Genomic DNA, 21,789 nt, shown 5'->3' with positions numbered 1-21,789 from the left:
TCCTTCAGCCGGTCAGACGCGTTCCCGCCTGCTCGTCGACGGGCGCAAGGACGTCGATCACGTCGATCAACGTGGCGCGGGCGTTGACTCTGGCCCCTTCACCTTCGTCCACCAATGATGCAACCACGGCTCCGTCGACGGCGCACACCAGGGCGGTGACCAACTCGGCCCGCACCGAGCGGCCCGAGCGTTCCACCACCTCGAGCACGGCATCGGTGCGCTGTTGCAAGATGCGACGTTGGATATCGCGCAACCCGGGCTGTCGGGCGCATGCGATGTAGCGCTCGTAGCGCGAGATCAACTCCTCGCTTCCGGGCCGCTCCAAAGATTCGCCCAGCAACAAATCGACCAGGACGCCCGCGGTCGACTCGGCACCGCGGCGCCGTCGCGACAAATTGGCCACACCGTCCCTCAGTTGCTCGGCCTCCCGGGTTCCGATGTATTCGACAGCCTTCCCGATGAGGTCGTCGAGAGACGAGAAGTAGTACGTCGTGGAGGCCAGCGGGAGGCCGGCCCGGCGTGCCACGGCACGATGCCGGACGGCGTCGAATCCGCCTTCACAAAGCAACTCAGCGGCCGCCCTGACGAGGGCGTACCGCCGACGCTCCCCTTTAGGGGTGACCGCTGCCGTCACCTTCCACATGCTGCCAGCACGGTCCCGTCCACATCGGGCTTTCGGCCAATCATCAGGCTCTACTCAGGTTTTTCAGCGCGCCGGTAAGGCCGCGAGAATGCCACTGACCGATGCTCTTGTCGGGCGATGGCAAGATGGCCCGCATGCCCAATTTGAGCCGCCGCGCAATCTTGCGCCTCGGCGTCGGTGCGGCCGCCGGTGCCGCCGGCGCCTTCGCCCTCGCCTCCGCACCGGGTTCGGTGGCCAGCCCCGTCACAGCGCCCACGATGACAAGCGGCTCGTTCACCTCGGCCGCCCGCGGCGGGACGAACACCAACTGGGCCATCGCGCGCCCGCCCGGTCAAACCGGCAAACTCCGTCCGGTCATCGCCCTGCACGGCAAAGGTCAGGATGCCGCCGGTGTGATGGCCGGAGGCGTGGAGCAGGGCCTGGCGGAGGCCGTGGCAGCCGGGTTGCCGCCGTTCGCGGTGGTCGCCGTCGACGGCGGTGGAAGTTACTGGCACAAACGCGCATCCGGTGAGGATTCGGGCGCGATGGTGCTCGACGAGCTGATCCCGCTGCTCGGCGATCAGGGGCTCGACACCTCGCGAGTGGGATTCCTGGGCTGGTCGATGGGCGGCTACGGCGCACTGCTGCTGGGTTCGCGTCTGGGACCTGCGCGTACCGCCGCGATCTGTGCGGTCAGCCCCGCGCTGTGGACCTCTTCGGGTGCCGCCGCTCCCGGCGCCTTCGACAGCGCGGCGGACTACGCCGCCAACACCGTCTGGGGCCAGCCCGCGCTGGGATCGATCCCGATCCGGATCGATTGCGGTAACAGTGATCCGTTCTATTCGGCCACCAAGCAGTTCATCTCCGAACTGCCCAATCCGCCGGCCGGTGGCTTCTCCCCCGGTGGGCACGACGGCAGCTTCTGGAGTTCGCAGCTGCCCGCCGAGATATCCTGGATGGCCCCGCTGCTGGTCGCCTGATCCTTCGGTGAGCGCTACAGGGTGATGTGCCCTTCGGCAGCGGCCAGACCGATGTCACTGCGGAAGTGACTGCCCGGCAAGCGAATCGACTTGGCGAGCGCGTACGCCGCGTCGCGAGCGGCAGGTAGGTCGGTACCTGTGCCGACGACCGAGAGCACCCGGCCACCCGAGGACACCACCTCGCCGTCTTCGCGGCGCGCGGTGCCGGCATGGAGCACACCGTCGGCTTCCGATCCGTGAATCACGTCGCCGACGCGCGCCCGCCCCGGGTAGTTCTCCGCGGCCACCACCACGGTTACGGCGTAGCCGGCGCGCCACTGCAGGTCGCCGAAGGAGGCGAGCTCGCCGGTGGCCGCGGCGTTCAGCAGTTGCCCGAGCGGCGAATCCAGCAGGGCCAGAACCGATTGCGTCTCCGGATCGCCGAAGCGGCAGTTGAACTCCACCACCGCCGGACCGTTCGAGGTGATCGCCAAGCCGGCGTAGAGCAGGCCCGAGAACGAGCTGCCCCGGGCAACCAGTTCGGCCGCAACAGGTTTGACGACCTCGTCGACGATCTGGGTTTTGATCGGGTCCGGCAGCCAGGGCAGCGGGGCGTAAGCCCCCATACCGCCGGTGTTGGGCCCGGTGTCTCCGTCGCCGACCCGCTTGAAGTCTTGGGCAGGCAGCAGCGGGACCACGCTGGCGCCGTCGACGACACAGAACAACGACACCTCGGGTCCGTCCAGGAACGACTCCAGCAGCACGGGGTGTCCGGAATCGAGCAGGCTGGCTGCATGCGCCCGGGCGGCGTCGCGATCGGCGGTGACCACCACGCCCTTACCGGCGGCCAGGCCGTCGTCCTTGACCACCCAGGCAGCCTGGCCGGCGGGCGGACCGAAGCGGTCCAGCGCAGCGTCCAGGTGGGCCGGGTTGTCGACGATCTCGCTGCTCGCCGTCGGCACCCCCGCCGCGGCCATGACGTCTTTGGCGAAGGCCTTGGAGCCCTCGATGCGGGCGGCGTCCTTGCTCGCGCCGAAGCAGGCGATTCCGGCGGCCCGCACGGCGTCGGCGACGCCGAGCACCAGCGGAACCTCGGGGCCGATCACCACCAGGTCGCTGTCGAGGCGTTGAGCCAACTTCACCACGGCCTCGCCGGAGGTGATGTCGACGTCGTACTGGTCGGCAATGGATTGGGTCCCGGCGTTGCCGGGAGCCACCGCCAACTCCTCCACCTGCGGGTCGCGGCGCAGGGCCAGCAGCAGGGCGTGTTCACGGGCACCGGATCCGATAACGAGGACGCGCACGGTCGTAGCGTAGCGGGAGACTTACGGGCATACACCTGATGCAGGAGTGTATGGTCGAAACCGAGGACTGTGCCCGCCGTCACACAAGGAGATGACCTCGGCATGACAACCATGAGCGCCTGCCCGTTCGGCGCCGGCTACGACTTCACCGATCCCGACGTCCTGCTCCGCGGAATCCCTGTCGAGGAGTTCGCCCAACTGCGCAAGACCGCCCCGGTGTGGTGGAACGAGCAGGGCGAATCGATCTTCAACGACGGCGGCTACTGGGTGGTCACCCGTCACGAGGACATCAAGACCATCTCGCGCGACGGCGGCGCCGTGTGGTCGACCAACGCCAAGGGTGCCGTCATGCGCCTTCCCGAAGGCGTGACCGCCGAACAGCTCGACCTCACCAAGGCGCTGCTGATCAACCACGACGCTCCCGAGCACACCCGGCTACGCAAGCTGGTGTCGCGACTGTTCACCCCGCGTTCGGTGGCAGCGCTGGAGGAGAAACTGGCCGTCGCCGCCCGCGACATCGTCGCCGCGGCGCGGGAACGAAACTCCGGCAATTTCGTCGACGACGTGGCGATGCCGCTGCCGCTGCTCGCCATCGCCGACCTGATCGGCGTCCCCGAGGCGGACCGGGAGAAGTTGTTCCACTGGAGCAACGCGATCATGAACACCGACGACCCGGATTTCGATGCCGATCCGACGATGGCCAACGCCGAACTGATGGGCTACGCGTACAACATGGCCGAGCAGCGGCGCCAGTGCCCGGCCGACGACATCGTCACGCGGCTCGTGCAGGCCGATGAAAGCGGCGAAGGCATCACGGAAGTGGAATTCGCGTTCTTTGTGATCCTGCTGGCCGTGGCCGGCAACGAGACCACCCGCAACGCCATGACGCACGGTATGAACGCATTCCTCGAAAACCCGGACCAGTGGGAACTTTTCAAGCGCGAACGCCCAGAGACCGCGGTCGACGAGATCATCCGCTGGGCCACCCCGGTGCACTGCTTCCAGCGCACCGCCCTGGTCGACACCCAGATCGGCGATGTCACCGTGAAAGCCGGACAGCGTGTCGGTCTGTTCTACAGCTCGGCCAACTACGACGAGGAAGTGTTCGAATCCCCGTTCCAGTTCAATATTCTGCGCAACCCGAACCCGCACCTGGCCTTCGGCGGCAACGGCGCGCATTTCTGCATCGGCGCGAACCTGGCGCGGATGGAGATCAAGCTGATGTTCAACGAGATCGCAGATCAGATTCCGGACATCACCAAACTGGCCGAGCCCCAACGTCTCCGGTCCGGATGGATCAACGGCGTCAAGGACCTGCAGGTCTCGTACCGCGGTTGACCGGCGGCTTGGCCGATCCGTTGTTCTAAGATTCGCCCATGCGAACGCACGGGTGGTCCGGCTCGGCGCCGGCCAGCGACGAGGAGGCCATTGCCCGCATCCTCGTCGCTGCCGGCAACGCCATCGATGAGCGCGGCGCCGACTTCTCCATCGCCGACGTGGCCCGCACCCTCGGTGTGACCCGGCAGACCGTGTACCGCTATTTCCCCAGCACCGATGCTTTGCTGGTGGCATCCGCGGTGCACGCGGCCAGCGACTTCCTGGACCGGGTGGCCGCCCACGTCAAAGGCACGACCGATCCGGTAGAGGCCGTCACCGAGTCCATCGCCGTCGCCCTGGAGTGGCTGCCCGAGGACAAGCACATCGGTTTGCTCGTGGCTCCCGGGCGCGCGAACGTGCACACCGAATCGGTGACCTCGGACGTGGCGGTCGACTTTGCCCGAGCCATGATGCGCATGCTCGATGTCGACTGGGCCGCGCTCGGCTACACCGACGCCGATCTCGATGAACTCGCCGAGCACCTCCTGCGGATCATCCAGTCCTTCGTCATCGATCCGGGCCGGCCTCCACGCACCGGCGAAGCGCTGCGCAGCTACCTGCGCAGGTGGGTCGGCCCCGGGGTGGTCGCCGGGAAGTTTGCGCCCGAGAGGCCGTCCGCCGGGATTTAGGCGGGTTCAGCACGTCAACGTCGTTCGAAATGCTGGTAGTCGATCGGGTCATGCCAATGCCCGCCCCACCGCCAGCCACGCTCGGCGAAGCTCCGCACCACCAAGTCACCGTCGCGGATCATCCCCTGATCGGTGCGGGAGCGGTCCAGATACGCCCGCGCAGTGACCGGCTGCAGGTCGCCGGAGGCTGAGATGTACGGGTTGATCAGGGGGTTGACGTCGACCGCACGGCCGTAGGCGTGCAACGACCACGATCCACTCGGCAACGGCCGGCAATTGAACGCCGAGGTGTTGTTGTCCTGCATGGACAGCTCGTCGTCGGCGCGTGGATAGTGGTCCACCGTGCGCATCTTCTCGATCGGGAATCGCGCCGAATACAGCTCCCCGAAGATCGCGATCACATCGCTGACCACACCGCGGTGCACCACCAGGTCACCCCGGTGAGAACGGCCGTCAAAACCGATGTACGACAGGGTGATTCGGCGCAGCTCGGTGGGCGGCACCGGGCATCCCGGTCGCCAGCTGGCACCCAGCGCGGCCTGGTCCACCGGTCGCACCCGCGCCGGTTGCTCCGCCACCGAGCCGGGCCGCGGAGTCTGCGGCGAGGAGGCGGCAGTTCCCGGCACCGAATGGGGCGTACTACCGGCACACGCCGCCGTGCACCCCGTGAACAGACTCACCACCAGGGCACATGCGCAGACCGTTGCGATGCCCACCCCGCGACTGTAGATCGCGGAACTGGCAAATCCGCCGGCAGCGCCCAGGCCTCGGCAAATTGGCGTCGGACCAGCCGTTTGCCGGGATTTAGACTGATTGCCTCGATAGGAGGCAGGTATGGGCGCACTCGACGCCTTCTACACGACGTGGTCGCAGGCGCGCACCACGTTCGGTGAGGGTGCCCCGACAACAGGCGACGCGTTCGACGGCAGCGCGCAGCTGCGCCAGATGCAATCCACGATCGAATCCGCAGCACCCGACGACCGCTGGCAGGGCACCGCCTCGCAGGCGTATGCCGCCAGGAACGCCGAACACGCCGCCGTCTATGGCAAACTCGCCGATCTGGATCAACGCATGGCTACCGAAGTCACTCGGGCAGCCGATGTGGTCACCGCTGGTCGGCAGAACCTCGCGCAGACCCAGAGTTGGGTTAGCAGCATGGATGCGTCGATCCCGCCGGGCAAGACCGGCGAGATCATGCGGGTGATCCTCGCCAGTAAGGGGATCGGCCAGATCAGCGACGTCGTCACGCAGTCCACGAGCGACATGAGCGAGATCGGTCGACGCATCGAGGAAATCCGGAAGGAATACGATGCGGTCGCGGGCGAGAAGGCGGGCGCCGGTGCGCCAGGATTGCCCGAAGGTAATCCGCCTCCGGTCGATCCACTCGACGAGCTCAAGCGCAAGTACCAGGTCGACGAGGACCCTGACGGCAAGCTCGATTGGGAGCCGGCTTGGCCATTCAGCGAGCTAACTGACCCCAAGCAGGTCACCGCCACCGAGGGACGAATGCTCGACCGTCTTTCGCTGTTCGAACTGCGAGACCTCGACCAGCTCACGGAGGCCGCTAAGTCTGAAGCAATTTCAAGGTTTCCTCCCCCGCATCATCCGGACGACACGGCCGACAATCACACCGATGCGTTTCGGCATGCGTATTGGAATGCGCTGATGACCCAACGCTTCGGCGAGGATTGGACCCGTGATTTCACGACGGCGCACGAACGCCTTCCCAACAACCCCTCCACGGCCGAAGCGATGGACCTCTACAACAATGAGGTAGGCAGAAATATCGCCAAAGCGCATCCCGACGCGACTCCTGCAGAGCTCGCCGGCTATGTAGAGCAGGCTGTCCGACAAGGCGATACGGTCGTGGTAGCGCCGAACAGCGACGGCGAAAAGCTCGCTTGGAGCAATACCGTCCCAGAAGGCGGCGCGGGCATAACCTCAAAATCCACCATTCCGGGGCAGGCACCCACTCCAACTGGCGCCGGGCCAGGAGGAATCTACGACCCCGGTCAGCCAGGCGGCTACGGAACTTCAGCAGGAGGGTACTGATTGTGACCGGATTGTCAGCAGTACGCGTCGCCCTTTGCGTGTTGCTGCTGTGTTTCTCTCTGACCAGTTGCGATCTGGCCAGACAGGCGATGAGGCAGTCAATGGATATCGACTACAACGACCAGAAGCTCAACGATGGCCTGGAAAGCCTTCTCCACGAGAAGAAGACAGGCCGACTCAGCGAATTCACCAGCTGGGACTGGGACGAGGTGCATCTCTTCCACGAAAACTCCGAACGGGAATTCATCGAAAAGACAGTTGGAGCACCCGTAATCAAGGACCGCTTCTACAACTCGAAAGCCAGCCTGCTGATCTTCGAACTCAACGGAAAACCCGTGAAGGCCGCCGGAATCAGCGGCGATTACCTACGCGGAGAGAATTTCCGGGTGACCTGGCCGACCGACGTGATGCTGCGACCGGAGGGCGGCGGCTACCTGACGCTGACATTGCCTACCAGTTAGCAGCCATCCGATGAAGGCATCGAAGGAGCGGGAGTTGCGCCGCCGGTGGCGCAAAGTGCAGGGCCGAGCAACCAACCGCGCCTCAGCGGAGCAACGGGCATTCCCATGGCCCTGACCCCGAGCAATGTTGACCCGCCAAGGATGAGGCGCCTGTGATCCGTGCCAGCGCAGCGTTGTGTTGCATCACCTTGTTGTCGGCAGCGTGCGGGCACGGCGGTCCAACAGCGCCCACCGTCACTCCGAGCACGAAGGCGGTTGCCGCCGAGGTACTTTCCGTCGACGACGTCCGAAGCATCTCCGGTATCGCCGCATTCCACGACGTCCCGGAATTGGACGTCGCTACACCTTCGGCCATCCCGGACACACCCGCAGCATGTCGCGCGGTGTTCGACCCGCCCGCGGTTTTCGGCACCACCTGGAAAGCGTTCCGCTCCGTCGGTTACAGCGCCGATCTTGACGCTCCGGTACTTCCGATCATGGCAGATGTGCGCCAGGCAGTTGCCGTCTATCCTGACGCAACGACGGCGCAGGCGGCGTTCGACCGGCTCACAACGGCGGTACCCGGCTGCACCTCGACGGGTACCGCCTACTACCGCCGCTCAGCGGAGGCGCCAGACCCAAACACCCTGCTGCTCAACAGCAGAGCAGCCGACGGAGCCCAGGACGCATATCGGCTCACTGGCACCATGCTGATCAACTCAAGTGCGCTCGGCCTACCCGACAGCGAGCGCGTCACGCTGGAAGTTCTCGACAGGCTCGAATATGCACAGCATTAGCACGCCCGCGCCAACGGTAGCTGGGGTCACCGCGGATTACCTCCGGAGCGAGGATCACCGCGCGACATTCCCGGCCGACGTGATCGTGCAGCCTTGGGGTGACGGGTATCTAACGCTGACTGTTCCTGCCGGCTAGAAACCCGCACCCCGCCGCCAAACTTCGAATCACACCACCGTCAGTGGCAATGACTTCCGTGGCTCGAACACGAACTCCGCCCCACCGCTGAACTTCACCACCGCGACTTCACCGAATTCCTTTGCTGCGGTCTCGGTTTCAATCACCCTGGCGGTCCACTCCGCGTCCGATCCGAGAACCTCGACGGAAAGGTGCGGGTCGACGGCGGCGACGATGGCCTGCAGGGGACGCGTCTCGGCCGGCGAAACCAGGGCCACCCAGGAACCGTCCTCATGCGCCGGCGAGCGACGCACGGACACCGTGTCGGGACCGAACTCGGCATCGACGTAGGCGGCCGGGTTGAGCAACGGATGCAGTTCCAGCACGCGCACCGCACCTTCGATGCCGCCGGGCAGGCCCAGCGCCTTGTGGATACGCTCGGCACCGAGGCCCGCCACACCGATCAGCTGCTTGGTGCAGATGTCGGTGGCGAGCGCGTTGTCGGTACCGGCCCGCTTGCCCACCGCGAGGATGAACGACAGGTTCAGCAGGTGCATCTGCAGGCATACCTCGTCGGCCATCCGGACCAGCGCGGAATGCGAGAACGCCGCGAAATCGAAATCGGACACCAGCGGCCCCGAGTAGTCGGAAGCGCCCTCGTCGGATGGATCGATCGGGTCCAATTCTGTTCGCGCAGCCCGGGTCCGGCCGATCACATCGAGCGCCGGGATGTCATCGACCTCCGGGTATGACTCATCGATGATTACCGTCCAGGCGCAGTGCGGCTGCCGGTCGGCGGGTGCGCGGGGCGGCCGGTGGATCGGGCGCACCTGACATTTGCGGTTGGTGGCCAGCGCGGTGGCGTCGAAGGTCGGGTCCTCGATGTCGTGGCACATGCCGCGAACGTAGTCCTCGCCCATCGGCTCGACGTCGAGCAGCGCACCGCAATGATCGAGGTGGAATTCACCGTGCCAGCGATCGTGGACGGTGTAGCGGAAATCCATGAACTGCGGCGGGGCGCCGATGTCGAGTTGGAGACCCTTGAAGATGGTGATGACGTCGACGCCTTCGTAGCGCAACGCCTTCTGCATGCGTCGGGTGTAGATGGGGCTGGATGCCGCCCACTCCTCGATCGCGATCTGCAGCATCTCTTCGCGGCCGAAATTGCTGATGCACCAGGCCATCCCGGAGCGGTCGATCATCTGCCCCATGAGCAGCAGCTCGGGCACCAGCTTGACCAGCTCATCGTGGGTCAGCGAGGCATATCTACTTGTCATCGAGCTCGCTCCCGGTATTCATCTTGACTGCGGCGTTCACATTGGCGCGCCGGTCTTCGTCAAGGCCCTTCTCGGCGGCCTTGCGCCGCTTGGCCACCACCTTGGACACCGTTCCGTTGAGGCCGGAACCGAGCGGGAAACCGAGGTACTGGGTGAGGAAGATGGCGATGTCCTTGAGCTCTTCCTCGGTGAACTCGCCGTTGAACAGCGCGGCGTTGACCTGGATCTCGGCGAGGTCCTGCGAGCCGACGGCGGTCACTGCCGACAACGTCATCAGTCGCTTTTCACGCATCGACAGTCCGGGCTTGTTCCAGATGGTGCCGAACAGGTGGTCGACGGTGAGATCGAAGTATGGATCCCCTTCGATGTTCGGCATCTCCCAGCCGTAGACCTCGTTCATCTTGGCCAGGCCCTTGGCCCGCAACTCGTCCATTCTTCGATCCTCTCTAGCCGACTTCGCCGTGTGAAGCCGTGTGCGGCACACCGAGTCCGGCGGCCAGATCCCGCAGCGCGATCTCCGCCAGCGGGAGTTCGACGCCGGTGTCCTCGCCAAGCCCGAGCGCCAACCGCAGATCCTTCTCGGCAAGACCCCGCGTGTGGACGAACATGTCGTAGATCCAGTGATCCGACGCCAACGGTGACGTGTCGTCACGGACCATGATCGCGCCCGGCCCGCCGCTCTGGGCGTCGCTGTGTCGCACGACCCGGCCGAGCTTTTGCAGGTCGATCCCCGCCGCTTCGGCGAGCTTCTGTGCCTCGCATGCGGCGGCGAAGCCGATGAACGTCAACATGTTGCGGGCGATCTTCATCCGGGTACCCGCTCCGGGTTCCCCAGCGCGGACCACCATCGAGGCCCACTGCTTGAAGACGGGCTTGACCAAGTCGTACGCGTCGTCGTCTGCACCGACCATGACAGCCAGTTCACCCTTGTCCGCCGCGCCGGCCCCACCACTGACGGGGGCATCGACGATACGAATTCCTTTGGGCCGCAGCTGGTCTGCCAACTCTCCGGCCGTACCGGGCTCGATCGTGGAGTGGATGGCGATCACGGTGCCGGGCTTGGCGTGCGCGGCGAGTTTGGAAACCACGTCTCGCACTTGTGCGTCGGTCAGCACCGTGACGCTGATGACGTCGGCCTCGGCGACACCGGCGACGCTGTCCGCAGGGGTCGCCCCGAGCTCGACCAGCGGGGCCACGGCCTCGGCGCGCACGTCGAAGACGACGAGTCCGCCGGGCCAGTCGGCCAGTCGCTTGGCCATCGGTGCGCCCTGATTACCGAGGCCGATGTAGCCGAGTTTCAGCGGACTCATGAGCGGATGATCTGTCCGCCGTCGACGTTGAAGATCTGGCCGGTGATCCACTTGGCCTGGTCGCTCAACAGGAACAGGCACATGCCGACCAGGTCTTCAGGCTGCCCCATGCGGGACAACGGGATTCCCTTGACGATGTCGTCCACCATCTCCTTGGGCGTGGTGGTGCGGTTGGCCTCGGTGTCGATCGGGCCGGGCGCGATGGCATTGATGCGGATGTTCTGTCCGCCGAGCTCACGCGACAACTGCTGGGTGAGGCCGTTGATACCGACCTTGGCCAGGCCGTAGTAGTTGGCGTACAGCCAGGCCGCGGTCGAGGACTGGTTGACGATCGCCCCACCGCCACGCTTGGCCATCTTGCGGTACACGGCGCGGGTGCACACCAGCGCACCGTCGAGATTCACGCTCATGAACTTCTTGTAGTAGTCCCAGTCGACGGTGAGCAGGAAGTCGAGCTTCATGCCGCCGAAGATCGCGGCGTTGTTGACCAGGTGGTCGATCCCACCGAATTCCGAAAGCGTCTGCGCGGCCATGTCCTTGGCCGAGTCGATGTCGGAGACGTCGACGCGCACCGCCAGGGCGTTGCCGCCCTCGCCCTTGATCCCGTCAGCGACCTTCTGCGCACCCTCGATGTTGATGTCGGCCACCACGACCGCCGCGCCCTCGCGTGCCAGCGCCTCGGCGTAAGCCTGGCCGATGCCGCCGCCGGCCCCCGTGACGATGGACACCTTGTCTTTGAAATCCGAGTCGAACTGTCCCATTCAAGTGCTCCTTACTGAGCCAGAGTCGCGATGGTTTTGATTTCGGTGTATTCCTCGAAGCCGGCCAGGCCCATCTCGCGGCCGACCCCGGACTGCTTGTAGCCGCCGAACGGGGCATCGGCCGAGTACCAGATGCCGCCGTTGACATTGACGGTGCCGACCCGCATGCGAGCAGCCACGGCCTGGGCTCGTTCGTCGTCGCCGGAGAACACCGTGCCGGACAGCCCGTACGGCGAATCGTTGGCGATGCGGACCGCGTCGTCGTCACCGTCGTGGGCGATCACGGTCAGCACTGGACCGAAGATCTCCTCACGAGACACCCGCGCGGTGTTGTCCAGGCCGGCGATCACGGTCGGCTCGATGAAAAACCCGGTGTCCAGGTCAGCCGGACGCCCACCGCCGCAGGCGAACCGGCCGCCTTCCTGCAGAGCCAGATCCAGGTAGGACTGCACCCGGTCGCGCTGGCGCGCCGAGATCAGCGGCCCGCACACCGTGCGCTTGCTGTTCGGATCGCCCGGCTTGATCCCACCCAACGTGGCCGCGGCGATCTCCACCGCCTCGTCGTAACGTGCGCGGGGTACCACCAGGCGCGTCGTGATCGCGCAGCCCTGACCGGCGTGCATGGCCACGGTGAAGGCCGACATCGAGCAGGCCCCGGCCAGGTCGGCGTCGTCGAGCACCAGGAATGCCGATTTGCCACCGAGCTCCAGGAACACCTTCTTGATGGTCAGCGCGGCGTCAGTCATCACTGCACGCCCGGTCGCAGTCGATCCGGTGAACGAAACCATGTCCACCCGAGGATCTTTGGACAGCAGCGCACCCACCGAGTGATCGCTCGAGGTGACGATGTTGATCACGCCGGCCGGGAAATCGGTCTGCTCGGCGATGATCTGGCCGATGGCCGCCGCCGCCCACGGAGTGTCAGGGGCCGGTTTGAGAATCAGGGTGTTACCTGCAGCCAGGGCCGGGCCGACCTTGGCCAGGTTGATCTGGTGCGGAAAGTTCCACGGGGTGATGGCACCGACGACACCAACGGCTTCGCGGGCGATCTTACGGTTGGTGGGGATGCCCTGCGGGGTGGCGTAGCCGAGATCGGTTGTCCACTCGTAGTTCTCGGCGGCATCAGCCGAAAAAGCCAGGTCGTCGATCGGGCCTTCCAGATGCGCGCCGGCGGTGAGCATGCGCGGGGCACCCACCTCTGCGATGGTGAGTTCCCGCAGTTCCTCGACATTTTCGCGCAATGCGTCACGCAGCTGACGCAGGCAGCGCACCCGCAGCGCGTGGTTCGTCGACCAGTCGGTGTCGTCAAATGCCCGACGCGCGGCGTTAATTGCGTTGCCCATGTCCTCGGCGTTGGCGTCGGCAGCGACGCCGAGCACCTCCTCGGTGGCGGGATTGACGGTCTCGAATGCTCCGCCACCCCCGGCGACGAGTTTGCCGTCGATAAGCAGCTGACTCTGGCGATCGGCCAGTACCGGCATTGGTGAACTCCACTTCACGAATTCTGGACAACTGTCCGGCTGTCTCGTCTCGAACGATAGCCGCAGATAATGTCGAGCCGCAAGGGTGGGCCCCAGGCCTGCTCATCCGGCGCCAAAATGACCAGTTCATCGCAGCCTTTCCGGATCCACACTTGCTCAACCTCGACATCGTCGGATAACTTGGACATGTGTCCAGCGATGCCGTGTCCGCAGTCACAGAACCCGCTCCGGAGCCCGAGAAGGAATCGCCGCGCAACCGCCGGCAGGAAGAAACCTTCCGCAAGGTCCTGACCGCGGGAACCGAGATGCTGCGCGAATCGTCCTACGCCGACCTGACGGTGCGCGCAGTCGCCGCACGCGCCGGCGTCGCGCCCGCCACGGCCTACACGTACTTTTCGTCGAAGAACCACTTGATCGCCGAGATGTACCTGGACCTGGTCAGCCAGTGCCCTTACTTCACCGACGTGAACGACTCCATGACCACCCGCGTCGACCAGGCGCTCCGCGCACTGACCCTCGTCGTCGCCGACGAGCCCGAGGTCGCCGCCGCCTGCACCACGGCCCTGCTGGGCGGCGGCACCGATCCGGCGGTGCGCAAGGTGCGCGACCGGATCGGCGCCGAGATCCACAAACGCATCCGTTCGGCAGTCGGACCGGATGCCGATTCCCGCGTCGTCTCCGCCCTGGAGATGACGTTCTTCGGCGCGCTGGTCAATGCCGGCAGCGGCGCCTTCACCTACCGCCAGATCGCCGACCGGCTGACCTACGTCGTCGGGTTAATCCTGGGAGAAGACAAATGAGTTTGCAGGAAGTCGAGCCGATCCTCGACCCGTACGACTACGACTTTCACGAAGATCCGTACCCGTACTACCGCCGCTTGCGCGACGAGGCGCCTCTCTACCGGAACGACGAACGCAAGTTCTGGGCCCTGTCCCGGCACAAGGACGTCGTCGCCGGCTTCCGCAACAGCGTCGCACTGTCCAACAAGCACGGCGTCGCACTCGACCCGATCTCACGCAACGACGAGGCGCACCGGGTGATGTCATTCCTGGCCCTCGACGATCCGGCCCACCTGCGGCTGCGCACCCTGGTGTCCAAGGGCTTCACCCCGCGGCGCATCCGCGAACTTGAAGGCCGGGTCACCGAGATCGCGGTGCAGCATCTCGATGAGGCGCTGCAGAACAACGCCTTTGACTACGTCGACGACTTCGCGGGCAAGCTGCCGATGGATGTCATCTCCGAATTGATGGGTGTACCGCAGGAGGACCGGGTGCGCATCCGCGCGCTGGCCGACGGGGTCATGCACCGCGAGGACGGCCTCGCTGACGTTCCCGAATCGGCCATCGCCGCCTCGGGTGAGCTGCTGGTGTACTACGCCGACATGGTCAAGCAGCGCCGCAAGGCGGTCAGCGACGACCTGACCTCGGCGCTGGTGGAAGCCGAGATCGACGGCGACAAGCTCACCGACGACGAGATCATGGCGTTCCTGTTCCTGATGGTGGTCGCCGGTAACGAGACCACCACGAAATTGCTGGCCAATGCCGCATATTGGGGATTCAAGAACCCTGACCAGCTGGCCCCCGTATTCGAGAACCACGAGCTGATTTCCCCGTGGATCGAGGAGACGCTGCGCTACGACACCTCAAGCCAGATCCTGGCCCGCGCTGTCGTCGAGGACATGACGTTCTACGACACCACGGTTCCGGCCGGCGACGTGCTGGTGCTGCTGGCCGGTTCGGCCAACCGCGACGAGCGCGTCTTCGAAAACCCAGACCAGTACCAGATCGGCCGCGACATCGGTTCGAAGCTGGTGAGTTTCGGCAGCGGTGCCCACTTCTGCCTGGGCGCGCACCTGGCCCGCATGGAGGCCCGGGTGGCGCTGACCGAGTTGTTCAAGCGAATCCGCGGATACGAGGTCGACGAGGCCAACGCTGTCCGCGTCCACTCCAGTTCCGTACGAGGATTCGCGCACCTGCCCATTTCGGTGTCCCACCGATGAAGCCCAATTTCGGTGTCCCACCGATGAAGCCCGATCGCGGTGTCCCACCGCTGAAACCCGTCACAGTAAAGGCACGCTAAATGGCCCGTTTCGAACCCCATCCCGACCGCCGACCGGCCATCGTGGCGGGCGCGTCGTCCGGCATCGGCGCCGCCACGGCCACCGAACTGGCCGCACACGGCTTCCCGGTCGCTCTCGGCGCGCGCCGCGTCGAGAAATGCCAGGAGTTGGTCGATCAGATCAAAGCCGACGGTGGCGAGGCGATTGCACTGCCTCTCGACGTCACCGACGTCGATTCGGTGAAGTCGTTCGTGCACGGCGCCACCGAGGCGCTCGGGGACATCGAGCTGCTGGTGGCCGGTGCCGGCGACACGTTCTTCGGCCAGCTACACGAGATCAGTACCGACGATTTCGAGAATCAGATCCAGATTCACCTCATCGGGGCCAACCGCCTTGCCACTGCGGTGCTTCCGGGCATGGTCGAACGTCGACGCGGCGACATCATCTTCGTCGGCTCGGACGTGTCCCTGCGGCCGCGGCCGTACATGGGCGGCTACGGCGCAGCCAAAGCCGGCCTGCTGGGCATGGCCAAGACCCTGCAGATGGAACTGGAAGGTACCGGTGTGCGCGCCTCCGTTGTCCATCCCGGACCTACCAAGACCGCCATGGGCTGGAGTGCGCCGATGGACAAGGTCGGCGAGATGCTCGAGGACTGGGCCAAGTGGGGCCAGGCCCGGCACGACTACTTCCTGCGCGCAGCCGATCTCGCGCGGGCCATCACCTTCGTCGCGGAAACCCCGCGCGGCGGCTTCATCGCCGAACTGGAGATTCAGCCCGAAGCTCCGCTCGCCGATGTCAAGGATCGCCAGAAGCTGAAAGTGGAAGGCTGAGAAGGATAATGACAAGCTCAGAACTCAAGGAAGTTCAGCGCGTTTCGGGTGGTGAAGGCGAGGAACACGGCCACCTCGAAGAATTCCGCACCGATCCGATCGGCCTGATGCAGCGCATCCGTGACGAGTGTGGGGATGTCGGCTGGTTCCAGCTCGCCGACAAGCAGGTGCTGCTGCTGAGCGGAGCAGAGGCCAACGAATTTTTCTTCCGCTCCAGCGACAGCGAGCTCAACCAGGCCGAGGCCTACCCGTTCATGACCCCGATCTTCGGTGAGGGTGTGGTGTTCGACGCCGACCCGGAGCGTCGGGCCGAGATGCTGCACAACACGGCGCTGCGCGGTGAGCAGATGAAGGGCCACGCGGCGACCATCGAGAACGAGGTCAAGAAGATCATCGCCGACTGGGGCGACGAGGGCGAGATCGAGCTGCTCGATTTCTTCTCCGAGTTGACGATCTACACCTCGACGGCCTGCCTGATCGGGCTGAAGTTCCGAGAGCAGCTCGACCGCCGGTTCGCCGAGTATTACCACCAGTTGGAGCGCGGCACCGACCCGCTGTGCTACGTCGATCCGTACCTGGACATCGAGAGCTTCCGCATCCGCGACGAGTCGCGAGTCAAACTCGTTGCGCTGGTGCAGGAGATCATGGACGGCCGGATCGCCAACCCGCCCAAGGGCAAAGAGGATCGCGATCTACTCGACGTACTGGTGTCGATCAAGGACGAGGAAGGCAATCACCGGTTCTCTGCCAACGAGGTCACCGGCATGTTCATCTCGCTGATGTTCGCCGGGCACCACACCAGCTCGGGTACCTCGTCGTGGACGCTCATCGAACTGCTGCGCAACCCCGACGTGTACGCACAGGTGCAGCAGGAGCTCGACGAGCTCTACGCCGACGGCCAGGAGGTGAGTTTCCATGCGCTGCGCCAGATCCCGAAGCTGGACAACTCGCTCAAGGAAACTCTCCGACTGCATCCGCCACTCATCATCCTGATGCGCGTCGCGCAGGACGAGTTCGAGGTGGCCGGCCGCCCGATCCACAAGGGCCAGATGGTGGCGGCCTCCCCGGCGATCTCCAACCGCATCCCGGAGGACTTCCCCGATCCGGACGCCTTCGATCCTGCCCGTTATGAGAAGCCGCGCCAGGAAGATCTGATCAACCGGTGGACCTGGATCCCGTTCGGCGCGGGCAAGCACCGCTGTGTGGGAGCCGCGTTCGCCCAGATGCAGATCAAGGCGATCTTCTCGGTCCTGTTGCGCGAGTACGAGTTCGAGATGTCGCAGCCGTCGGAGAGCTACCAGAACGACCACTCCAAGATGGTCGTGCAGCTGGCCCAGCCGGCCAAGGTCCGCTACCGCAGGCGTATCAAGGCCTGAAATGGGTTGCTACCGCGTTGAGGTCGACGAGGATCTGTGCCAGGGCCACGCGATGTGCGAGCTCGAAGCTCCGGACGTGTTCCGGGTGCCCAAGCGCGGCACCGTCGAAATCCTCGATCACGAACCACCCGACGAGCTCCGCGATGCCGTCGAGATGGCCGTCGAAATGTGTCCTACCCAAGCACTATCAATCAAAGAGAGAGCCGAACAATGACTTCATCCTCCAAAAGAGAAGCCCTCGAAGCATGGTCGGATCGCTGGCTGAAGGCCAACCAGGAGGCCGAGAAGGCCGGTGATTGGAAGCCGCTGGCCGACTTCTACACCGAGGATGCCACCTACGGCTGGAACATCGGGCCCAAGGAAGACGTGATGTGCGTCGGTATAGATCAAATACGCGAGATCGCCTTAGGCATGGAGATGGAAGGCCTGGAGAACTGGGTCTACGAGTACCAGCGCGTGCTGATCGACGAGAAGCAGAACGAGATCGTGGGCTTCTGGAAGCAGATCGCCAACAAGAGCGACGGCAGCACGAGCGAGATCTACGGCATCGGCGGTAGCTGGTTCCGGCTCAACGATCAGCTGCTCATCGAATGGCAGCGCGATTTCTTCGACTTCGGCCACGTCGCCAAGGGATATATGAATCTCATCGAGTCCGGCGACCTCACCCCCACCATGCAGAAGCGCATCGAGCGTTCGCTGGCCGGCGAGAAACTGCCCGGCTACTACCCGCTCGGCGAGGCCCCGGTCAAAATCTGGTAGTTCCTTGCCAAGCAGTTGCTTGGGGGTGGGTGTGACCCACGCAACTAATGGCTCTAGTCTGTGGTCAACGGCTCTAGTGGAAGGCACACGCGATGAAGACCAAAGGCGCTCTCATCTGGGAGTTCAACCAACCTTGGACGATCGAGGAGATCGAGATCGGCGACCCCGTCAAGGACGAGGTCAAGATTCAGATGGAAGCCTCGGGCATGTGCCATTCGGACCACCACCTGGTGACCGGTGACATCCCGATGGCGGGTTTCCCGGTGCTCGGCGGCCACGAAGGCGCGGGCATCGTGACCGAGGTCGGGCCCGGCGTCGACCACATCCAGCCCGGCGACCACGTCGTGCTGTCGTTCATCCCGTCCTGTGGTGAATGTCCGGCCTGCCAGGAGGGCCTGCGCAACCTGTGCGACCTCGGGGCGCTGCTGCTGAGCGGTACGGCGGTCTCCGACGGCACCAATCGCATCCACGCCGTCAAGAACGGCCAGCCGGTCATCCCGATGACGCTGCTCGGCACGTTCAGCCCGTACATGGTGGTGCACAAGAGCTCGGTCGTGAAGATCGATCCGTCCATCCCGTTCGAGGTGGCCTGCCTCGTGGGTTGCGGTGTCACCACCGGTTACGGCTCGGCCGTCCGCAGCGGTGACGTCCGTCCCGGTGACGACGTCGTCATCGTCGGCGTCGGCGGTGTCGGCACCGGTGCGCTGCAGGGCGCCCTGGCGGCCGGTGCGCGCAACGTCTTCGCCGTCGACCCGGTCGAGTTCAAGCGCGACAACGCGCTCAAGTTCGGTGCCACCCATGCCTACCCGGACATCTTCTCCGCGATGGCCGGTGTCGCCGAGGTCACCCAGGGCCGGATGGCCCACAAGACGATCGTCACCGTCGGTGAGCTCAAGGGCGAAGACATCGACCACTACATGAACATCACCGCCAAGGGCGGCACCGTGGTGGCCACCGCAGTGGCGAACATGGCCGAAAGCGACGTCAAGCTCAACCTGTCGATGCTGACGCTGCTGCAGAAGCGCCTGCAGGGCACCATCTTCGGTGGCGGCAACCCGCACCACGACATCCCGCAGCTGCTGAGCATGTACAAGGCCGGCCGGCTGAACCTCGATGACATGGTCACGCGGCAGTACAAGCTCGAGCAGATCAACGATGGCTACGCCGACATGCTCGAGGGACGCAACATTCGCGGCGTCATCCGTTACACCGACGCAGACCGCTAAACCCAATCTCGCGCGAAATGGCATTCCAGCAGGCAAAGGTCGAGTGACCACCTGCTGGAATGCCATTTCGGCATCTACGGAGGAATTTCGTGACCGAAACACAAACCGAGACACCCGTTGTCGTCGCCTCGCGGTCGTCGTGGAAATGCGTGCAATCCGGTGACCGCGAAGGTTGGCTGGCGCTCATGGCCGACGACGTCGTGGTGGAGGACCCGATCGGCGAGGCCGTCACCAACCCCGACGGCACCGGCGTGCGTGGCAAGGAAGCCCTCGGCGCTTTCTACGACGCCAACATCGGTCCCAACGAGTTGACCGTCACCTGCGAAGAGACATTTCCGTCCAGCTCACCGAACGAGATCGCCTACATTCTGGTGCTGCGCACCAAGTTTCCCAACGGATTCACCGCCACCGTGCGCGGCGTCTTCACCTACAAGGTGAACGGCGAAGGTCTGATCACCAACCTGCGCGGCTACTGGAACATGGACGCCATGGTGTTCGCGCAGGAGGACGAGAGCTGACCGGCGGAGCACTCGCCGGCCGCGGCGCGATCGTGGTCGGTGGTACCCGCGGCATCGGTCTGGCGGTCGCCGAACTGTTGGCCGCCCAGGGTGCGGGCGTCGTGGTCAACGGCCGCGATCTGGAGGCTGCCACCGCCGCGGCCGATTCCATTTCCGGTGTCGCCCATGCCGGTTCACCTGCCGACCCCAATGTGGCCGACGCGCTCGTCGAGACCTGTGTGGCCGAGTTCGGTCGCGTCGACATACTCGTCAACTGTGCCGGTACGGCCGAACCGGCGGGGTCCTCGATCTTGAATGTGACCAGCGGCGAGTTCCGGAACCTGCTCGACGCGCACCTGGGCACGGTGTTCGAAACCTGCCGCGCGACAGCGCCGAAGATGGTGGCTCAAGGCGCCGGCGCCATCGTCAACACCAGTTCGTTTGCGTTCCTGGGCGACTACGGCGGCAGCGGCTATCCGGCGGGTAAGGGCGCAGTCAACGCGCTGACCCTGGCGATTGCCGCCGAACTCAAGGAACACGGCGTGCGGGCCAACGTGGTGTGCCCGGGCGCCCGTACCCGGCTGTCCACCGGTTCGGACTACGAGCAGCACATCGCCGATCTCAACCGGCGCGGCCTGCTCGACGACGTCAGCATGCAGGGCGCGCTGGACGCCGCACCGCCTGAATACGTGGCCCCGACATACGCCTACCTGGTCAGCGACGCCGCACGGGACGTGACGGGCCGCATCTTCATCGCCGCGGGTGGGTTCATCGGCGAATTCGCCCGTCCTGCAACGGGTTTCATCGGATATCGCGACCACCACAGCACACCGCCGTGGACCGTCGACGAACTGCACGAGTCCATCTCCGGCACGTAGCCCGGGCCGGCACAGCCGGGTTCAGGATGCCGCGAGCTCTCGTTTGGCGGCCTCGCGGGCGAGCATGCGGTCACGCTGCTCCTCGAACTTGACCACCTTCGTCTGAAGGTCTTCCAGGAACGCCGCCAACTGATCGCGACGCGCCTCACCTGCGGCACTGAAATCGTTACGTTCGAAGATCCGCCACTTGCGCAGGTTCGGCATGACCACCTCTTCGAGGTGCTGGCGCAGATCGTAGATCCCGTGCTTGGCCATCAGCACACCGTTGCGGCGGAAGTCCGGCATTCCCTGACCCGGCATCCGGAAGTTCTCGACGACACAGCCGACGGCGTCCAGGGCCTGATCGGGCGAGAGTTCCAGGGCGGCCTCACACACGTTCCGGTAGAAGATCATGTGCAGGTTCTCGTCCGCGGCGATGCGCTGCAGGAGCCGGTCGGCGATCGGATCGTTGCAGACCTTTCCCGTGTTGCGGTGGCTGACCCGGGTGGCCAACTCCTGGAAGGTCACGTACGTGACCGACATCAGGAATTCGGAGTTGTGCATGGCGCGCTCTTCGTCGGTCGAAGTGAAGCCGTTGGTGACATGCTCCATGCGGGCCTGCTCGAGCGCGACGAGATCGACGCCGCGGGTGACCACCAGGTAATCCCGGATTGCGATGCCGTGCCGGTTCTCCTCGGCGGTCCAGCGGTTCACCCAGGCTCCCCAGGGTCCGTCCTGGGAGAAACTCCCGGCGGCCTCGCGGTGATACGACGGCAGGTTGTCCTCGGTGAGCAGGTTGGTGATCATCGCCGCCCGGGCCACGTCGCTGAGCTGCGACTGCTCAAGATCCCAGTCCTGACCGCCCGAGGCGGCGAAGTTGCGGCCCGAGTCCCACGGGATGTAATCGTGCGGATACCAGTCCTTGGTCGTGGCCAGGTGCCGGTTGAGGTTTTCCTCGGCTATCTGCTCGAGTTCAGCCTGCAAAACGGTATCTGCGAGCTCCTTTTGCACGAGTCCCATGAATCCCCCAAAATCTATGTGCGGCCACATCGGACCAGCTA

The 21,789-nt window shown here is 65.0% G+C and carries 24 protein-coding genes; 15 read left to right on the top strand and 9 right to left on the bottom strand.

All coding sequences use genetic code 11. The features are described from left to right. Positions 1–4: 4 nt before the first annotated feature. The gene (locus tag ACZYZF_RS23140) at positions 5–643 is read right to left on the bottom strand and encodes a TetR/AcrR family transcriptional regulator (protein ID WP_463747018.1); all 639 of its coding nucleotides are present in this window, start codon (positions 641–643) and stop codon (positions 5–7) included. 125 nt (positions 644–768) lie between these two features. On the opposite strand from ACZYZF_RS23140, the gene ACZYZF_RS23135 reads away from it, so the two are divergent. Next, the gene (locus ACZYZF_RS23135) at positions 769–1,602 is read left to right on the top strand and encodes an alpha/beta hydrolase (protein ID WP_463836912.1); all 834 of its coding nucleotides are present in this window, start codon (positions 769–771) and stop codon (positions 1,600–1,602) included. Positions 1,603–1,616: 14 nt separating this feature from the next. Here the strand turns inward: ACZYZF_RS23135 and purD are convergent, their stop codons facing one another. Further along, on the bottom strand, positions 1,617–2,885 hold the full coding sequence (gene purD, locus ACZYZF_RS23130) for a phosphoribosylamine--glycine ligase (RefSeq protein WP_463747017.1): 1,269 nt from the start codon (positions 2,883–2,885) through the stop codon (positions 1,617–1,619). A gap of 102 nt (positions 2,886–2,987) precedes the next feature. Here purD and ACZYZF_RS23125 point away from each other — a divergent pair, with 102 nt between their 5' ends. Further along, the gene (locus tag ACZYZF_RS23125) at positions 2,988–4,223 is read left to right on the top strand and encodes a cytochrome P450 (RefSeq protein WP_463747016.1); all 1,236 of its coding nucleotides are present in this window, start codon (positions 2,988–2,990) and stop codon (positions 4,221–4,223) included. A 38-nt stretch (positions 4,224–4,261) separates the two neighbouring features. Continuing rightward, positions 4,262–4,891, top strand: coding sequence for a TetR/AcrR family transcriptional regulator (locus ACZYZF_RS23120; protein ID WP_463747015.1), 630 nt, complete (start codon positions 4,262–4,264; stop codon positions 4,889–4,891). A 14-nt stretch (positions 4,892–4,905) separates the two neighbouring features. Here the strand turns inward: ACZYZF_RS23120 and ACZYZF_RS23115 are convergent, their stop codons facing one another. Further along, positions 4,906–5,607 (bottom strand): M15 family metallopeptidase, encoded by a 702-nt coding sequence (locus tag ACZYZF_RS23115; protein ID WP_463747014.1) that lies wholly within the window; start codon positions 5,605–5,607, stop codon positions 4,906–4,908. A gap of 118 nt (positions 5,608–5,725) precedes the next feature. Here ACZYZF_RS23115 and ACZYZF_RS23110 point away from each other — a divergent pair, with 118 nt between their 5' ends. From ACZYZF_RS23110 to ACZYZF_RS23100, 3 genes are all read left to right on the top strand, one after another. Then, positions 5,726–6,943, top strand: a complete 1,218-nt coding sequence (locus tag ACZYZF_RS23110) for a DUF6973 domain-containing protein (RefSeq protein ID WP_463836911.1) — start codon at positions 5,726–5,728, stop codon at positions 6,941–6,943. A 2-nt stretch (positions 6,944–6,945) separates the two neighbouring features. After that, positions 6,946–7,404 carry a hypothetical protein gene (locus tag ACZYZF_RS23105; protein WP_463836910.1) on the top strand — a complete coding sequence of 153 codons (459 nt, stop codon included), beginning with the start codon at positions 6,946–6,948 and terminating at the stop codon, positions 7,402–7,404. Between the two features lie 152 nt (positions 7,405–7,556). Further along, positions 7,557–8,180 carry a sensor domain-containing protein gene (locus tag ACZYZF_RS23100; RefSeq protein ID WP_463836909.1) on the top strand — a complete coding sequence of 208 codons (624 nt, stop codon included), beginning with the start codon at positions 7,557–7,559 and terminating at the stop codon, positions 8,178–8,180. Positions 8,181–8,345: 165 nt separating this feature from the next. Here the strand turns inward: ACZYZF_RS23100 and ACZYZF_RS23095 are convergent, their stop codons facing one another. The 5 genes from ACZYZF_RS23095 to ACZYZF_RS23075 are packed head-to-tail and all read right to left on the bottom strand — an operon-like array spanning position 8,346 to position 13,124. Continuing rightward, positions 8,346–9,572, bottom strand: a complete 1,227-nt coding sequence (locus ACZYZF_RS23095; protein WP_463836908.1) for a hypothetical protein — start codon at positions 9,570–9,572, stop codon at positions 8,346–8,348. Then, positions 9,562–10,005, bottom strand: coding sequence for a carboxymuconolactone decarboxylase family protein (locus tag ACZYZF_RS23090; RefSeq protein WP_463747009.1), 444 nt, complete (start codon positions 10,003–10,005; stop codon positions 9,562–9,564). The genes ACZYZF_RS23095 and ACZYZF_RS23090 overlap by 11 nt, the downstream gene beginning before the upstream one ends. Before the next feature lie 13 nt (positions 10,006–10,018). Then, positions 10,019–10,882 (bottom strand): NAD(P)-dependent oxidoreductase, encoded by an 864-nt coding sequence (locus ACZYZF_RS23085; protein WP_463836907.1) that lies wholly within the window; start codon positions 10,880–10,882, stop codon positions 10,019–10,021. Further along, positions 10,879–11,643 (bottom strand): SDR family oxidoreductase, encoded by a 765-nt coding sequence (locus tag ACZYZF_RS23080; protein WP_463836906.1) that lies wholly within the window; start codon positions 11,641–11,643, stop codon positions 10,879–10,881. Before ACZYZF_RS23080 ends, ACZYZF_RS23085 begins: the two co-directional genes overlap by 4 nt. 11 nt (positions 11,644–11,654) lie before the next feature. Beyond that, positions 11,655–13,124, bottom strand: a complete 1,470-nt coding sequence (locus tag ACZYZF_RS23075; RefSeq protein ID WP_463747006.1) for an aldehyde dehydrogenase — start codon at positions 13,122–13,124, stop codon at positions 11,655–11,657. A 188-nt stretch (positions 13,125–13,312) separates the two neighbouring features. Between ACZYZF_RS23075 and ACZYZF_RS23070 the strand changes: the two genes are divergently transcribed. The 9 genes from ACZYZF_RS23070 (at position 13,313) to ACZYZF_RS23030 (ending at position 20,749) form a co-directional block, all read left to right on the top strand. After that, positions 13,313–13,924, top strand: coding sequence for a TetR family transcriptional regulator (locus tag ACZYZF_RS23070; protein WP_463747005.1), 612 nt, complete (start codon positions 13,313–13,315; stop codon positions 13,922–13,924). Further along, positions 13,921–15,123: a cytochrome P450 gene (locus ACZYZF_RS23065; protein WP_463747004.1), complete on the top strand. Its 1,203-nt coding sequence runs from the start codon at positions 13,921–13,923 to the stop codon at positions 15,121–15,123. The genes ACZYZF_RS23070 and ACZYZF_RS23065 overlap by 4 nt, the downstream gene beginning before the upstream one ends. Positions 15,124–15,203: 80 nt before the next feature. After that, the gene (locus ACZYZF_RS23060; RefSeq protein WP_463747003.1) at positions 15,204–16,013 is read left to right on the top strand and encodes an SDR family oxidoreductase; all 810 of its coding nucleotides are present in this window, start codon (positions 15,204–15,206) and stop codon (positions 16,011–16,013) included. A gap of 8 nt (positions 16,014–16,021) precedes the next feature. Further along, complete coding sequence (locus ACZYZF_RS23055) at positions 16,022–17,389, top strand: cytochrome P450 (protein ID WP_463836904.1); 1,368 nt, start codon at positions 16,022–16,024, stop codon at positions 17,387–17,389. 1 nt (position 17,390) lies between these two features. Continuing rightward, complete coding sequence (locus ACZYZF_RS23050) at positions 17,391–17,603, top strand: ferredoxin (RefSeq protein ID WP_463747001.1); 213 nt, start codon at positions 17,391–17,393, stop codon at positions 17,601–17,603. Then, the gene (locus ACZYZF_RS23045; protein ID WP_463747000.1) at positions 17,600–18,148 is read left to right on the top strand and encodes a nuclear transport factor 2-like protein; all 549 of its coding nucleotides are present in this window, start codon (positions 17,600–17,602) and stop codon (positions 18,146–18,148) included. The genes ACZYZF_RS23050 and ACZYZF_RS23045 overlap by 4 nt, the downstream gene beginning before the upstream one ends. A gap of 92 nt (positions 18,149–18,240) precedes the next feature. After that, positions 18,241–19,374, top strand: coding sequence for an NDMA-dependent alcohol dehydrogenase (locus ACZYZF_RS23040; protein WP_463746999.1), 1,134 nt, complete (start codon positions 18,241–18,243; stop codon positions 19,372–19,374). A gap of 59 nt (positions 19,375–19,433) precedes the next feature. Next, the gene (locus ACZYZF_RS23035; protein WP_463746998.1) at positions 19,434–19,892 is read left to right on the top strand and encodes a nuclear transport factor 2 family protein; all 459 of its coding nucleotides are present in this window, start codon (positions 19,434–19,436) and stop codon (positions 19,890–19,892) included. A gap of 29 nt (positions 19,893–19,921) precedes the next feature. Then, positions 19,922–20,749 (top strand): SDR family NAD(P)-dependent oxidoreductase, encoded by an 828-nt coding sequence (locus tag ACZYZF_RS23030; protein ID WP_463837119.1) that lies wholly within the window; start codon positions 19,922–19,924, stop codon positions 20,747–20,749. A gap of 21 nt (positions 20,750–20,770) precedes the next feature. On the opposite strand, the gene ACZYZF_RS23025 is transcribed toward ACZYZF_RS23030, so the two are convergent. Next, positions 20,771–21,748 carry an acyl-ACP desaturase gene (locus ACZYZF_RS23025; RefSeq protein WP_463746997.1) on the bottom strand — a complete coding sequence of 326 codons (978 nt, stop codon included), beginning with the start codon at positions 21,746–21,748 and terminating at the stop codon, positions 20,771–20,773. Between the last annotated feature and the right edge of the window lie 41 nt (positions 21,749–21,789).

This window comes from Mycobacterium sp. IDUB_24 (assembly GCF_055419385.1).
Note: the sequence above shows the minus strand (reverse complement) of the source record. Positions and strands in the feature narration are given on the sequence as shown.